Annotated in this window: 16 protein-coding genes and 1 pseudogene; 9 read left to right on the top strand and 8 right to left on the bottom strand. The window is 69.9% G+C overall.

The annotated features are described in order from the left end of the window. Window positions 1-117, top strand: a 117-nt coding sequence (locus tag AWC19_RS27820) for an MCE family protein (protein WP_142280914.1), incomplete at its 5' end; no start/stop codon positions are given. A 24-nt stretch (window positions 118-141) separates the two neighbouring features. Here AWC19_RS27820 and AWC19_RS27815 read toward each other — a convergent pair. The 3 genes from AWC19_RS27815 to AWC19_RS27805 all read right to left on the bottom strand — a co-directional run bounded on the left by AWC19_RS27815 (window position 142) and on the right by AWC19_RS27805 (window position 2,412). Next, the gene (locus AWC19_RS27815; protein WP_085081286.1) at window positions 142-471 is read right to left on the bottom strand and encodes a GNAT family N-acetyltransferase; all 330 of its coding nucleotides are present in this window, start codon (window positions 469-471) and stop codon (window positions 142-144) included. Window positions 472-523: 52 nt separating this feature from the next. Further along, the gene (locus AWC19_RS27810; RefSeq protein WP_085081285.1) at window positions 524-1,906 is read right to left on the bottom strand and encodes an acyl-CoA dehydrogenase family protein; all 1,383 of its coding nucleotides are present in this window, start codon (window positions 1,904-1,906) and stop codon (window positions 524-526) included. Window positions 1,907-1,995: 89 nt separating this feature from the next. Beyond that, window positions 1,996-2,412: a WhiB family transcriptional regulator gene (locus AWC19_RS27805; RefSeq protein WP_085081284.1), complete on the bottom strand. Its 417-nt coding sequence runs from the start codon at window positions 2,410-2,412 to the stop codon at window positions 1,996-1,998. A gap of 143 nt (window positions 2,413-2,555) precedes the next feature. Here AWC19_RS27805 and AWC19_RS27800 point away from each other — a divergent pair, with 143 nt between their 5' ends. From AWC19_RS27800 to AWC19_RS27775, 6 genes and pseudogenes are all read left to right on the top strand, one after another. Continuing rightward, the gene (locus AWC19_RS27800) at window positions 2,556-3,344 is read left to right on the top strand and encodes a helix-turn-helix domain-containing protein (RefSeq protein WP_085081283.1); all 789 of its coding nucleotides are present in this window, start codon (window positions 2,556-2,558) and stop codon (window positions 3,342-3,344) included. Beyond that, complete coding sequence (locus tag AWC19_RS27795) at window positions 3,341-4,162, top strand: C40 family peptidase (RefSeq protein ID WP_085081282.1); 822 nt, start codon at window positions 3,341-3,343, stop codon at window positions 4,160-4,162. Before AWC19_RS27800 ends, AWC19_RS27795 begins: the two co-directional genes overlap by 4 nt. After that, complete coding sequence (locus AWC19_RS27790; RefSeq protein ID WP_085081281.1) at window positions 4,159-4,521, top strand: DUF4226 domain-containing protein; 363 nt, start codon at window positions 4,159-4,161, stop codon at window positions 4,519-4,521. Before AWC19_RS27795 ends, AWC19_RS27790 begins: the two co-directional genes overlap by 4 nt. 150 nt (window positions 4,522-4,671) lie before the next feature. Further along, a pseudogene (locus AWC19_RS27785) lies at window positions 4,672-6,127 on the top strand (DUF4226 domain-containing protein). Window positions 6,128-6,172: 45 nt separating this feature from the next. Beyond that, the gene (locus tag AWC19_RS27780; RefSeq protein WP_085081289.1) at window positions 6,173-6,490 is read left to right on the top strand and encodes an ESX-1 secretion-associated protein; all 318 of its coding nucleotides are present in this window, start codon (window positions 6,173-6,175) and stop codon (window positions 6,488-6,490) included. Then, window positions 6,487-6,786 (top strand): DUF2694 family protein, encoded by a 300-nt coding sequence (locus AWC19_RS27775; protein ID WP_085081280.1) that lies wholly within the window; start codon window positions 6,487-6,489, stop codon window positions 6,784-6,786. Before AWC19_RS27780 ends, AWC19_RS27775 begins: the two co-directional genes overlap by 4 nt. On the opposite strand, the gene AWC19_RS29980 is transcribed toward AWC19_RS27775, so the two are convergent. Then, window positions 6,783-6,926 (bottom strand): hypothetical protein, encoded by a 144-nt coding sequence (locus AWC19_RS29980; protein WP_169718155.1) that lies wholly within the window; start codon window positions 6,924-6,926, stop codon window positions 6,783-6,785. The genes AWC19_RS27775 and AWC19_RS29980 overlap by 4 nt on opposite strands. Before the next feature lie 83 nt (window positions 6,927-7,009). Between AWC19_RS29980 and AWC19_RS27770 the strand changes: the two genes are divergently transcribed. After that, entirely contained in the window at window positions 7,010-8,398 is a 1,389-nt protein-coding gene (locus AWC19_RS27770; protein WP_085081279.1) for a DUF5631 domain-containing protein, read from the top strand. Between the two features lie 6 nt (window positions 8,399-8,404). On the opposite strand, the gene AWC19_RS27765 is transcribed toward AWC19_RS27770, so the two are convergent. Further along, complete coding sequence (locus AWC19_RS27765; RefSeq protein WP_085081278.1) at window positions 8,405-9,160, bottom strand: TIGR03084 family metal-binding protein; 756 nt, start codon at window positions 9,158-9,160, stop codon at window positions 8,405-8,407. Between the two features lie 33 nt (window positions 9,161-9,193). Then, window positions 9,194-10,489: an MFS transporter gene (locus AWC19_RS27760; protein WP_085081277.1), complete on the bottom strand. Its 1,296-nt coding sequence runs from the start codon at window positions 10,487-10,489 to the stop codon at window positions 9,194-9,196. Between the two features lie 133 nt (window positions 10,490-10,622). On the opposite strand from AWC19_RS27760, the gene AWC19_RS27755 reads away from it, so the two are divergent. After that, window positions 10,623-11,231 carry a YqgE/AlgH family protein gene (locus AWC19_RS27755; protein ID WP_142281453.1) on the top strand — a complete coding sequence of 203 codons (609 nt, stop codon included), beginning with the start codon at window positions 10,623-10,625 and terminating at the stop codon, window positions 11,229-11,231. On the opposite strand, the gene AWC19_RS27750 is transcribed toward AWC19_RS27755, so the two are convergent. Both AWC19_RS27750 and AWC19_RS27745 read right to left on the bottom strand, forming a co-directional pair. Next, window positions 11,228-12,247 (bottom strand): bile acid:sodium symporter family protein, encoded by a 1,020-nt coding sequence (locus AWC19_RS27750; protein ID WP_245849375.1) that lies wholly within the window; start codon window positions 12,245-12,247, stop codon window positions 11,228-11,230. The genes AWC19_RS27755 and AWC19_RS27750 overlap by 4 nt on opposite strands. A 27-nt stretch (window positions 12,248-12,274) precedes the next feature. Continuing rightward, complete coding sequence (locus AWC19_RS27745) at window positions 12,275-12,625, bottom strand: hypothetical protein (RefSeq protein WP_085081274.1); 351 nt, start codon at window positions 12,623-12,625, stop codon at window positions 12,275-12,277. Between the last annotated feature and the right edge of the window lie 3 nt (window positions 12,626-12,628).

Raw genomic sequence — 12,628 nt, 5'->3', positions numbered from 1 at the left:
TTGGTCATGGACACCGGCAACAGCATCGCGCCGTACAACCACATCGACACCGCGTCGCCGTACGCGATCGAGTACGTGTGGGGCCGCCAGGTCGGCGATAACACGATCAACCCGTAAGCCGAACGGCCCCGCCGAGGGCGCCTATCCCTGCACCGACCGCAGGATGTCGGATGTCACGGGATCGGTGAATTGGTCCCACTCGGGATGCTTCTTGAGCACCGTGACCACCATCGAGCACACCGGAACGACGCGTTTGCCATCACCAAGAGCCGCCTGGAGCGCCTCCTCGATAAGGATGGTGGCCAGGCCCCGTCCGCCGTACGACGGATCGACCTCCGTGTGGTAGAAGACGCGCTGATCGCCGCGGTCGGCGAAATCGGCGAGGCCCACGGTCTTGCCGTCGACCGCGATGGTGTACCGATCCTGCTCGGCGGTGACGGTGGCTTCTGCGCCGGTCTTATCGGTTGCCATTGGTGTTCTCCCTTCCGTCGGCGACGCGTTCGCGACAGTACCCTCGGCCGGCCTACCTGCCGGGTGGTCGCAGCACTTTCATGGCCAGGCGCATCACCGGTTCGGGAACTCGATGCTGCATCGACAGCGCCGCATCGGCGGCGCGGGACCGCAGCGGGGTGCCGCGACCGAACACCCGATTCAACGGTCCCCCGGTCGGCTCGATGACCACGTGCAGCGGCGGGGTCCCGACGGAGGCGCCCAGCGCGTTGGAGATGACCATCCGTTGAATCTCGCTGGTTCCTTCGAAGATGGTGTACAGCTTTGCATCCCGATACCACTTCTCCACCGGGTGATCGGTGATGTAACCCCAGCCGCCCATGGTCTGGATCGCGCGTTCGGTGGCCTTGACGGCGACCTCGCTGGCGGCCAGCTTCGACATCGAGCCCTCACCGCGTTCGAGGGGCACCCCATTGGCCGCCATCCACGAGGCCCGCCAGGTCAGCAACCGCGCCGCGTCGATCCGCGTGGCCAGGTCCGCCAGCGGAAAGGCGATGCCCTGGTTGTCGATGATCGGCCCGCCGAACGCCTCGCGCTCGGTGGCGTACCAGGTCGCGTATTCCAAGGCGGCGCGTGCGATCCCAATCGCCTGGGCCGCGACCATCGGGCGGGTCTGCTCGAAGGTGCCCAGCGTGGCCGAGCCGGAGCGCTGGCCGCCCTTGACCGCCTCGCGGGCCTTGGCGAGCTTGTGTTCGAGTTTCTCTTGTCCCCCAAGCAAATTCGCCGCCGGAACCCGCACGCCTTCGAACACCAGCTCAGCGGTATGAGACGCCCGGCAACCCAGCTTGTCGAGCTTGCGCAACAGCTTCAGCCCGGGCGTCCCGCCCGGCACCACGAACAGCGCCTGACCGCGATGCCCGAGTTCCTCGTCGACCACCGCGTTGACCACGTGCACGTTGGCGATGCCGCCGTTGCCGATCCACATCTTGTGGCCGTCGATAATCCAGTCGCCACCGTCGCGGCGCGCCCGAGTGCGCAGATTCCGGACGTCGCTGCCGCCCTCGGGCTCGGAGATCGCCAGCGCTGCCAGCTTGAGATCGCCTGGGGTGCCGAAACATTCGGGAGCCCATTCGAGCATCTGCTCGGGCGACGCCGCTTGACCGATCGCCGACAGGGCCAGCGCGGGCATGATGATCGCCAAACCGATTCCCGCGCAGCCCCAGAACAGTTCCTCCATGAACATCGGCAACGAGAGGCCGGTCGGGTCCCCGATCAAGTCCCGGTAGAACAGCGGGCTGTAGAACCCGCGCTGGGCCGCCTCCTCGAGCACCGGCCACGGAAACTCCTGCCGCTGGTCGTAGTCCAGCGCCACCGGGCGGATCACTTCTTCGGCGAACTCGTGCGTGCGCCGGGCCAGGTCGTGTTGTGCTGCCGTCGGTGTCAGGTCGAACGTCATGGGCGCGCCTTCGGGTCGACGGACTCGGTCGTTGCCGTCTACCCGGTTGGCAGGGTCAGCAAACTGCCCGCCGGCGGTGGCGACGGGGGTCAGGCCGCGGTACGGGGGCCGATCTGCGTGTTCGGAAGATGCAACACCACCGCCGAAACCGCCACGGCTTCGTGTTCGTGGCGCGCCAGCAGGGCCGCGTTCTCCGGAAGTTGTCGCGAGTTGATCTCGCCGGCGGCGATGCGGCGCAAGATTTCATGTGCCCGGGCGAGCTGTTCCCGCTTGCGGTACTGACCACCGGGCAGCTTGACGCCGGCCCAGACGCCGTATTCCTCGCGGTGGGCGATGGCGTGCTGGGCGCACCGGCGTTGCTGCGCCAAGGGGCAGCGGCGCAGGCATTGGATGCGGGCCTCGGTGGCCGACCGCTCGTAGGCGCGCGCCTTGGCCGCGCCGTCGCCACCGTCGTCGTCGGGGTAGCCGAACCAAAGTTCCGGGTTGGCTGCGCACGGGTGCCCCATGGCGGTCTCCTCTCACTGCCGCGAAACGTAGGTGAAAGCGTATACGAGTATGGGGGCGGGCGCAAGGGAAACGTGACAAAAACGTATATACGGTGGGGCCGGCCTGGTTGTGTGTAATATCCGGCCTATGGCCGGAGCGCGCGGTGAGCCGTGAATCTGCCGGAGCGGCCATCCGCGCCCTGCGCGAGTCGCGCGACTGGTCGCTGGCAGACCTCGCCGCCGCGACCGGCGTCAGCATCATGGGCCTGAGCTTTTTGGAGCGGGGCGCCCGCAAGCCGCACAAAAGCACAGTTCAGAAGGTCGAAAACGGGCTCGGCCTGCCGCCGGGCACCTACTCACGGTTACTGGTGGCCGCCGATCCGGACGCCGAGCTGGCGCGGCTCCTCGCCGCCCAGCCACCGGCCGCCGGGTCCGCGGCGGCCGCGGGAACCGTCGTGGTGGACCGCCACAGCGACACCGAAGTGCTGGAAGGCTACGCCGAGGCGCAACTCGACGCCCTCCGATCCGTCATCGATCGACTGCCGGCGACGACATCAAACGAATATGAGACGTATATTCTGTCTGTGATCGCTCAATGCGTGAAGGCGGAGATGCTGGCGGCCAGCTCCTGGCGCGTCGCCGTCAACGCCGGCGCCGACTCGACCGACCGGCTCATGGGCCATCTGCAGGCGCTCGAGGCGACGCGCAGGGCCCTGCTGGAGCGGATGCCCACCAGCTTGAGCGCCCGCTTCGATCGGGCGTGCGTCCGGTCGGGGTTGCCGGAGACGGTGATCGCGGCCCTCGTCGGCGTCGGCAACGACGAAATGTGGGACATCCGCAACCGGGGTCTGATCCCGCCCGGGGCGCTCCCCCGCGTGCGCGCCTTCGCCGAGGCGGTCGAGTCGAGGGCTCAAGACGACACCGAAGACGGCGGCGGCGAGGGGGCACGGTGAGCGACGACGAAGTGTTGCTGTTGAGCCGCGCTCACCGGTTATTCGCCGGCAGTGCGACGCACGCGACCCTGGACGCGGGCACGGCGCCACAGCAGGCGTTGCTGCGCCAAGCGGTCTTCCTGAATCACGCTGCGGCACAGGGTGAGTACCGACTTGCGGCGGAGCAGGCCCGGCACCGGCTGGCGTCGGCCGCCCGCACGGATGCCGCGGCGGACGGCGTCGTCGCCGGCGCCCACCGCGACCGCGCCCGGGCCCACGAGCTGACCAAGAGAGTCCTCGACGAGGCCCGCGCCGACGCCGCGGCTCCCCCGGCCACGCCCATGGCGCAGCGCGAGGCGCTGCGCCGCCGCACGGCGCGGCTGCGCGCGCAACGGGGACACGTGCTGGCGGCGCGCCTGCGGGCCCGGCAGCACGCCAGCGCGCTGCGCTCCCTGCAGTACCGGATGGCGCGCCACCGGAATCCGCCGCTGCCACCGTCAAACGGCCGCGCCGCGGTCGCCGTGCGGGCCGCGCTGTCGCGGTTGGGGCGCCCCTACGTGTGGGGCGCGGCCGGGCCCGACCAATTCGACTGCTCCGGCCTGGTGCAGTGGGCCTACGCGCGGGCGGGTATCCACCTGGGCCGCACGACGTATCAGCAGATCGACGACGGGGTCCCGGTGCCGCGATCGCACGTCCGGCCGGGGGACCTCGTCTTCCCGCACGCCGGGCACGTGCAGTTGGCCATCGGCCACAACCTGGTCGTCGAGGCGCCCTATTCGGGCGCCTCGGTGCGAATCAGTCCGCTCGGCAACTACGTCTCGATTCGGCGGCCGCTATGACGAGTAACGAACCTATGTCCGCAAATACCATCCAGTCGCGGCAGTCAGCGCTGGCGGCCCAGCACGGGGCGGCCGCCGACGCCGACCGTGTGCTGGCCGAGGTCCTTGCCAGCGCCCATGCCGCGACGCGGGAGAGCGTCAGACGGCTCGACGCGATCGCCGAAGAGCTCGGTCGCGCCGCCGCCGGCCACTCCGACCTTGCCGTCGACACCCCGATCGGTGCGCGCGAATTCCACAAGTTCCTCCTCGCCAAGCAGCGCGAGATCGCCGCGATAGTTGCCGATGCCCGCGACGTGAGTCGTGCGAAAAAGGCTGTGCTGGACGGCCTGCGGGCCCAGTACGCCTCCCCGGCGGGCTAGCCGGTCCCCGCAGGGGATCGTCCGCGCACAGGTGCGCCCGGGTGAATTGTCGCCAGCGAGGCGCCTCGGTACTGTCGCCCGGCATGGAGGGGTCGCGGCACATCTCGCAGCGGGACCCGTCGTGGGGCCGCGGCGCCGTTGGCATAGACGATGTCGGCGTATGACGAGCTGATCAACGCGATCAGGTGCCTGCAGCAGCGCACGGGCGATCCCAATGCCTGGCAGGCGGGTCTCGCGCCCGCCGAGGTGGTCGCGGTGGTCACACCGACGACACGGCCCGAACAGCTCGACCCGATTCTGCGCAAGATCCGTCAACTGCATCCGGATGTGTTCGGGGCGGCGGCGCCGGGCTCCAGCCCGCCGACGGGAGGACCCGACGCCCCGTCGGACCGTGAGGGGGGGCGCAGCCGCGGAGGCCATGGCGGGTGCCGAAGCGGCTCTGGCACACCAGAATTCGGCGAGCTCTCAGCTCGACATGCAAGTGGTGGCGGCCATCCTCAATGCGCACCAGAAGGCGGTGGAGGGTAGGGACGCGCTCACCAAGCTGCAGCGTGAGATCGAAGCCGCGGTGTCGGGGCGATCCGACCTCGACACCCCGGCGGGGGCCAGGGATTTCCAGCGATTCCTGATCGGCAAGCTCAAGGACATTCGGGCGGTGGTCCTGAACGCGAGCCTGGACGACACGTCGAAGTCGGCGCTGATGGCCGCATGGACGTCGTTGTACAACGCCTCCAAGAACGATCCAGCCGAGGACCCGCAGGCATCGGCCGATCCCGTCGCCGCGCCCCCGGACAGCGCAGCGCCCGGACCCCTCGACGATCCCGGCGATGAGTGGGACCCGTCGTTGGACTCGATGCTCGGCGACGACCCCGCCCTACCGCCCGGGGAGCCATCGGAGCTCCCGCCGCCGGGGGCCGCCGCGGCTCCGGTTTCGCTACCGGCGCCGCCGCTGCCATCCGTTCCCGGCTTCGGTGCCGGACCTGCCCCGGGGCTCGGTGCGGCTCCGGGCTCGTTGGGCGGGTTCGGCGCGCCCGCCGACCCGCCGCTGCCGGACCCCCGGGAGGGCAGCGGAACGGATTCGGCGCCGCGCGGGCCAAATGACGAGGGGCGACCGGGATCTCACGAGCCGGACCCGGGCGATGACGCCGAGGCTCAGGACGGCGGGGAAGACGTCTCGGAGGACGAGCCCGCGCCGTCGCCGACCGGTCCGACGCCGGTGAGCTTGCCCGACGGCGACACCGTGACGGCCGCCAGCCCACAGCTCGCGGCGGCCATCCAGGCCGCGGTCGGCGGGGCGCCGATCGCGGAGGCGTTCGCCCGCCAGGGAATCACCATCCCCGCACCGGGAACGGCCGTCGCGAACCCGATCGAGCCGTTGCAAGCCGCGCCCGGAGACATCGGCATCTTGACCGACCGCCACGCGCTTGCGCTCGGCCATGAGAAAGCCCTTCTCGACGGGCAGATTCAACGCATCGCCACCGTGAGCGGCCCGAGCTTTCTAGGCTGGGAGCATCCACCGGCGGCGGCCGCCCCCGCGACGGCGCCGGCTGACACCGACACACCGACACCCACCCGGCCGGCGGCGGCGTCGACCACCCGACAATAGTGATTCGCCGGCGCAATCCGGCGGCGCGTGAATAGGAGACAGCAGATGGCAGACCAGATCCGTGTGGTGCCCAGCCACTTACGTCAAGCCGCTGCGCATCACCAGGAGACGTCCGACTACTTGCGCACCGTCCCGTCGTCCCATCCGGCCATCCAGGACAGCCTCGATTCGCTGGGGCCTATATTCGGCGAATTGCGCGACGCCGGACGCGAACTGCTCGAACTCAGGCGCCAGTGCTACGAGCAGCAGGCCGACGACCACGCCGATATGGCGGCGAAGCTTACCGTGTCGGCGGCGGCGTGGGAGCAGCACGAGCACGACGCGGCACGAGAGTTCCGCGGCCTCATTGACGGCGGTCGATGACGGATCCCAATCCCGCATTCGACACCGTTCACCCGAGTGGACACATCATGGTCCGCTCTTGCCGCGGCGGGTACATGCACAGCGTCGCCCTGAGCGAAGAGGCGATGGAAACGGACGCCGAAACCCTGGCGCAGGGCATCTTGTTGACCGCCGATGTGTCCTGCCTCAAAGCCCTATTGGAAGTGCGGGCCGAAATCGTGGCGGCCGGACACACGCCGTCCAGCGAGGTGCCGACACCCCACGATCTTGATGCCGCGATCGAAAGGCTGTTGGCGCACAAACTTCGGCGCCGCTAAAGCAGCCACCTCTTGGCGCTGTCGGGATCGGGCGCGATATCGGCGGGAGGCTCGATCGGATTGGGGCCGAACAACTCTCGGGCGCGAGCCAGCAAGGCGCGCACCTCGTCGACTTGCTGCTGCAGCGCAGAATCGGCCATGTCCCCACGCTACCCAGGCCATCGCAGCTGCACAATTCACTTACTGAATAGACCACCCGTGACATGCCGGTAGGCTTAGCCGAGTGGCGATCTTCGGTCGGATGACGGCGCGCCAGCGCCTCCGGAGAGCTACCCGCGAATCATTGGAGATTCCGGCCTTCAGCTCTCCCGTCGACTGCACCCCGTGGGTGACAGGCGGGCTTTGGCCTGCCGAACTTTCGGTGGTAACCCCCGAAACCGCCGCCCTCGCAGAGTATCTGAGGGCAGACCTGCAGCGGATCACGCGCAGCGCCAACGACGAGCTGAAGATGATCAAGCTGGCGGGAATGCCGGACTTCGTCCGGCAAGCCGAGGAAGCCAGGGTCATCGACGAGGCGCGGGCCCGCGCGGCGCGACGGGTCGAATCGACGATGCGTCAGTGGCAGGAGATCAAGGCCGCCGCCTCCGCCGGACACTGGCGCCCGGCGCATGCCGAGGACCTCGCACCGGCGGATCTTGACGCGACACAGGTCATTCCCGCCGTCCGAGACGTCGAAGCCGCCGAAGCCGCCGAACCCCCCGAACCCTCCGAACCCGTCGTCGAGGCGCCCGCCGACGCAGTTGCGGTGCCCGACGGGGCGTGGGTTCCCGAACACAACGACGCGCCTGCCGCGGATGAATCGGACACGCCGGAGGCCACCGAAAGTCGGCATCGAGCCGGCGACGACGAAAACACCGACGAGGTCGTCGCCGTCCCGTCGGAGTCAGCGGCCATCGAGCCCGCCGTCGCGAGCGAGCCACCCGCCGTGGACGAGGCCGCCGCCGTGAGCGAACCCGCCGTCGCGAGCGAACCACCCGTCGCGGCCGAATCCGGCGAGCAGCGGTTGCGGCGGCTGCTCGCGTTCGTGGTCCGCCAAGAGCCGCGACTGAATTGGGCGATCGCCGACCGCGACGACGGCACAACGGCTTTGGTCACCGACCTCGCCCACGGCTGGATACCGTCGGACATCGCGGTTCCGGCGGGCGTGCGGTTGCTGGAACCCGAACGACGCAGCGGCAAAGTCTCGGCGCTGGTCGGCGCCCACACGCGCATGGTGACCTACGCCCCCGGGGATTCGCTGGGCTGGTTGGACGACTTCGCCGGTGCGACGGCGTCCCTGCGACCCCGCGAGCTGCCCCCGGTGGCCGACCTGGGATGGGAGTTAAGCCAGGCCACGCACTGGCGTGACGGGTTGCCACGGATGGTGCACACGTTGGCCCGGGCGGCCGCCGCCGGGACCGGCGTGGCCGAAGAAGAGATCGACTTGCTGCGAGTGCACCGCGATACCGCGCGCTATCAGCTGTTGACGCAGTACCCCAACGTCAATCCGGCGCTCTTGCTCAACTGCCTGCTGCTGGCCGCCACCGAGGGCGCCGTCACCGGAGATTCGATATCGGCGAACTACCATTTGGCCTGGTTTCAAACACTCAGCGCTGCGCAGGGCGCCCCATAGCCGCGCTCATCGCCCGGGGCCGGGCGGGCCCGCGAAGGCCTGGGCGATCCCCAGCCAGCGCTCCGCGTCGGGGCCCTGCGCCACGACGTCTAAAGAGCTCAGGGGCCGCCGCTGCGTCACCAGGAAACAGAAGTCCTGCGCGGAGCCGGTCACCCGCTGGGCGGCGTCCGGGGGTCCCCACGACCACGTGTCACCGGCCGGGCCGCGCAGCTCCACCCGGAACGGTTCACTCGGCGGCACCAGGTTGTTGATGACGAAGGCGTAATCCCGGGTGCGCACGCCGATGTGTGCGATCGACCGCAGCCGATCGGTGGCGCGCCGCTTGACGCCAAGGGCGTCGGCGACGTCGAGCCCGTGGGCCCAGGTCTCCATCAACCGCGCGGTCGCCATCGACGCGGCGCTCATCGGCGGCCCGAACCACGGCAGCTTGCGGCCGTCGGGCACCGCCAGCAGCGCCCCGTGCAACCGCCCGCGGGTGGCCCGCCACTCGGCGAGCAGCTCGGCCGGCGCCCGCGTGGCGAGCTCTTCGGCCCCGGCGTCGACGAAGCCGGTCGGGTCGGCTTGCGCGGCTTTCAGCACCTCGGCGAAGCCGGTCTCGTCGGTGACCGCGGTCAGGGCCACCCGATCGGTCCACAACAGGTGGCCGATCTGGTGGGCGATGGTCCAGCCCGGCGCGGGCGTCGGCTCGGCCCAGCGGTCTGCCGCAAGCGGCGCCACCAACGCGTCGAGTTCGTCGCTTTCGGCGCTCAAGTCAGCCACCATCGGCGCCGCAGCAGGGGAAGCCACGCATGTACCTTAGCCGCCGTTCGGCGGCTGGCCGCGGCGGCCGACCAAGCCGTGGACGGCCAGCCCGATCCCGTACAGCACCGACCCGAACAGCACAAAGCCCGGCGCGCGGCCGTCGTCGGGAATGAAGGTGGCCGCCACCGTGATCGAAACGATGAACGCCACCCAGAACAGGGCGTCCTGCACGGCGAACACGTGCCCACGCAGGGCGTCGTCGACGTCCATCTGCATCGCCGAGTCGGCGCACAGCTTGACCATCTGCCCGGCCACGCCGAGCAGGAAGCCGCACAGCACCATCACCGGAAGCAGCAGCGCCGCCCCGGGCAGCTGGATGATGGCGGCCGCCGCGAGCGCGCCGTTTGCGGTGGCGTAGCGACCCCAGCGGCGGATCACCGACGGCGTCAGCACGTTGGCCAGAAACGCCCCGATGCCGCTGACCGCGAAGAACACCAGCGCGGTGCCCAGGCCGCCGCCCGCCACGGCGGGCAGGTGGTGCACCAACAGCAGCATCACCAGCGAGTTGATGCCGACCACCATCCGATGCGCGGCCAGCCCCGAAAGGGTGGCGGCGACCGTCGGCCGCTGCACAACCGTGCGCGCGCCATGCAACCATCCGGTGATCACCGCGTACACGGCCGACCCGTGGATCGCGCGCTTGGTGTCGTCGGGCCCCAGCACGCGGGGGGCGAACCGCCATGCCAGCAGCAAGGCGATCGCCACCGGGATCGCGGTGAGGAAGATGATCGCCGAAGCGCCCCTGTCGCCGGAGCCGACCAGAAAGCGCGGCACCAGCATGAAGTTGGCGCCGAGGAAGGCCGCGACGGCGCCCGACGCGGTCGCCACCGAGTTCATCGTCACGACCTGCTCGCGGGGAACCACGTGCGGCAGGGCCGCCGACAGGCCGGACGCCACGAACCGGGCCAGCCCGTTGGCAAGCAGCGCCGCGATCAGCAGCGGTATGTCGCCGGCGCCGACGGCGAGGATGGTGCCGACCCCGGCGATGAGGATCAGGCGGCCGACGTTTGCGCCGACGAGCACCAGGCGCCGGTCCCAGCGGTCCATCAGCGCGCCGGCGAACGGGCCCAGCAGCGAGTACGGCAAGAACAGCACCGTGAACGCGCGGGCGATGGCCATCGGGTCGGCGGCGCGATCGGGGTTGAACAGCAGCGCTCCCGCCAGCCCCGCCTGGAACAGGCCATCACCGAACTGACTCGCGATGCGCACCTGCAGCAGCCGCCAAAAATCCGGGAGACCGCGCACCGACCGCCAGACGTCGCGGCGCGACTGCGCACGGCTATGGATCACAGAACCGACTTCCAGGATTGGGGTGGCAAAACTGCCGCGGGGCCGAGCGTACTAAGCCGCCGGGCCAACAGTACAAATATGTGCGCGCCACGCTCGATTGTCCCGGCCGCGGAAGCGGAGGTGCGATGATGGTCTGGTGCCGCCACCCGAAGATCCCGAGGACTACATCGCACCCGCCGCGCAGCGCGTGCGTGCGGGCACCTTGCTGCTTGCCAACACCGATCTTCTCGAGCCGACGTTTCGGCGCAGCGTCATCTACATCGTCGAGCACAACGACGGCGGCACGTTAGGCGTCGTGCTCAACCGGGCCAGCGAGACCGCCGTCTACAACGTGTTGCCGCAGTGGGCCAAACTGTCGGCCAAGCCCAAGACGATGTTCATCGGCGGGCCGGTCAAGCGCGACGCGGCGCTGTGCCTGGCGGCGTTGCGCGTCGGCGCCGATCCGCAGGGGGTGCCCGGCCTGCGGCATGTCGCCGGCCGGATCGTCATGGTCGACCTGGACGCCGAGCCCGACCTGATCGCACCGCTGGTCGAAGGCGTGCGCATCTTCGCCGGGTATTCCGGCTGGACCATCGGCCAGCTCGAAGGCGAGATCGAGCGTGACGATTGGATCGTGCTGTCCGCGTTGCCGTCCGACGTTCTGGTCGGGCCGAGGACCGATCTGTGGGGGCAGGTTCTGCGCCGCCAGCCGCTGCCGCTGTCGCTGCTTGCCACCCACCCGATCGACGTCAGCAGAAACTAGGGCCGCTCCCCCGCATCACGCGCTGGAGCCGTTGGCGGCAGGGCGTTTTCGTCGGCCTTCCGCCCGAGCCTGCTCGCGATCACCGCGCACACCACCAGCTGGATCTGGTGAAAGATCATCAGCGGCAACATCGTCAACCCGACGGTGGCGGCGGGAAAAAGCACCAGGGCCATCGGGAGTCCGGACGCCAGGCTCTTCTTCGAACCGCAGAACAGCAGCACGATCCCGTCGCCCCGATCGAGCCGCGCCAGCCGGCCGATGACCGTGGTGCCGGCGAGCACCACCGCCAGCAGCACGGCGGACACGATCGTCACCGAAACCAGGCGCCACGCGTCGACGCTGCGCCAAATCCCTTTGACGACACCCATCGCGAACGCCGCGTAAACCACCAGCAGGATCGAGCCCCGGTCGACGACCTTCAGCACCGCCGCGTACCGGGCGATCATCGCCCCGAGCCAGGGCCGCGCCAGCTGCCCGGCGGCGAACGGCAGCAACAGCTGCACCATGATGTCGCGGACCGCGCCGCCGTTCACGTGCGGCGCGCCGCTGGCGTTCATCACCAGCACCACCAGCAGTGGGGTCAGCACCACGCCGAGGATGTTGGACAACGACGCGCTGACGATCGCCGCCGACACGTGGCCCCGCGCGATCGACGTGAAGGCGATCGATGACTGCACCGTCGAGGGGACCAGGCACAAAAACAGCAGGCCGTTATAGAGGTCGATGGTCAGCACCGAGGGCACCAGCGCCCGCGCCGCCAGCCCCAGCACCGGAAACAGCACGAACGTCGTCGCCAACACCAGCACGTGCAGCCGCCATTGCCGGACGCCGTGCCAGGCCTGCTGCGGCGACAGCCGCGTGCCGTAGAGAAAGAACAGCAGCGCGATCGCCGCTTTGGCCGCGATCTCTACGACGTCGGCGGCGTGCCCGTGGGCGGGCAACAGGGCGGCCAAGGTCACCGTCGCGGCCAGCGCGAGCAGGAACGAATCGACCGGAATCGCCGACAGCCGTTTCAGCATGACGGCTTCATCGGCCCGCGGGCCTCAGTGGCAGGACTGTGTGCAGACGGTGCAGCTGCCCACACACGCGGGCGTGGCAGCTTCGCGGCGCAGCGCGAACCGCGCGCACTGCCAAGAGCCGGCGGCCAGCGTCCCGAGCGCCCCCACCACACAGACGATCAGCACGACCAGGGCGGTGTGCGGGGCCGCGGCCAGCGCCACTACCCCGCCGGCGAGCAGCATCACCGCGGCGGCCAGCTGGGTCGGCGCCATGGCGCGCAGCGCCAGCTGAGTGGTGGCGGCGCCGTCACCAGCCCGCCCGTGCGAAAGCGACCAGGTCCCGAACCCGGCGGAGGCCACCGCCGCACACATGCACAGCACGCCCGCGATCAACATGGG

Source organism: Mycobacterium palustre (assembly GCF_002101785.1).
GTDB classification, from domain to species: domain Bacteria; phylum Actinomycetota; class Actinomycetes; order Mycobacteriales; family Mycobacteriaceae; genus Mycobacterium; species Mycobacterium palustre.
The sequence above is the reverse complement of the archived record's forward strand: the minus strand, read 5'-3'. Positions and strand labels throughout refer to the sequence as shown.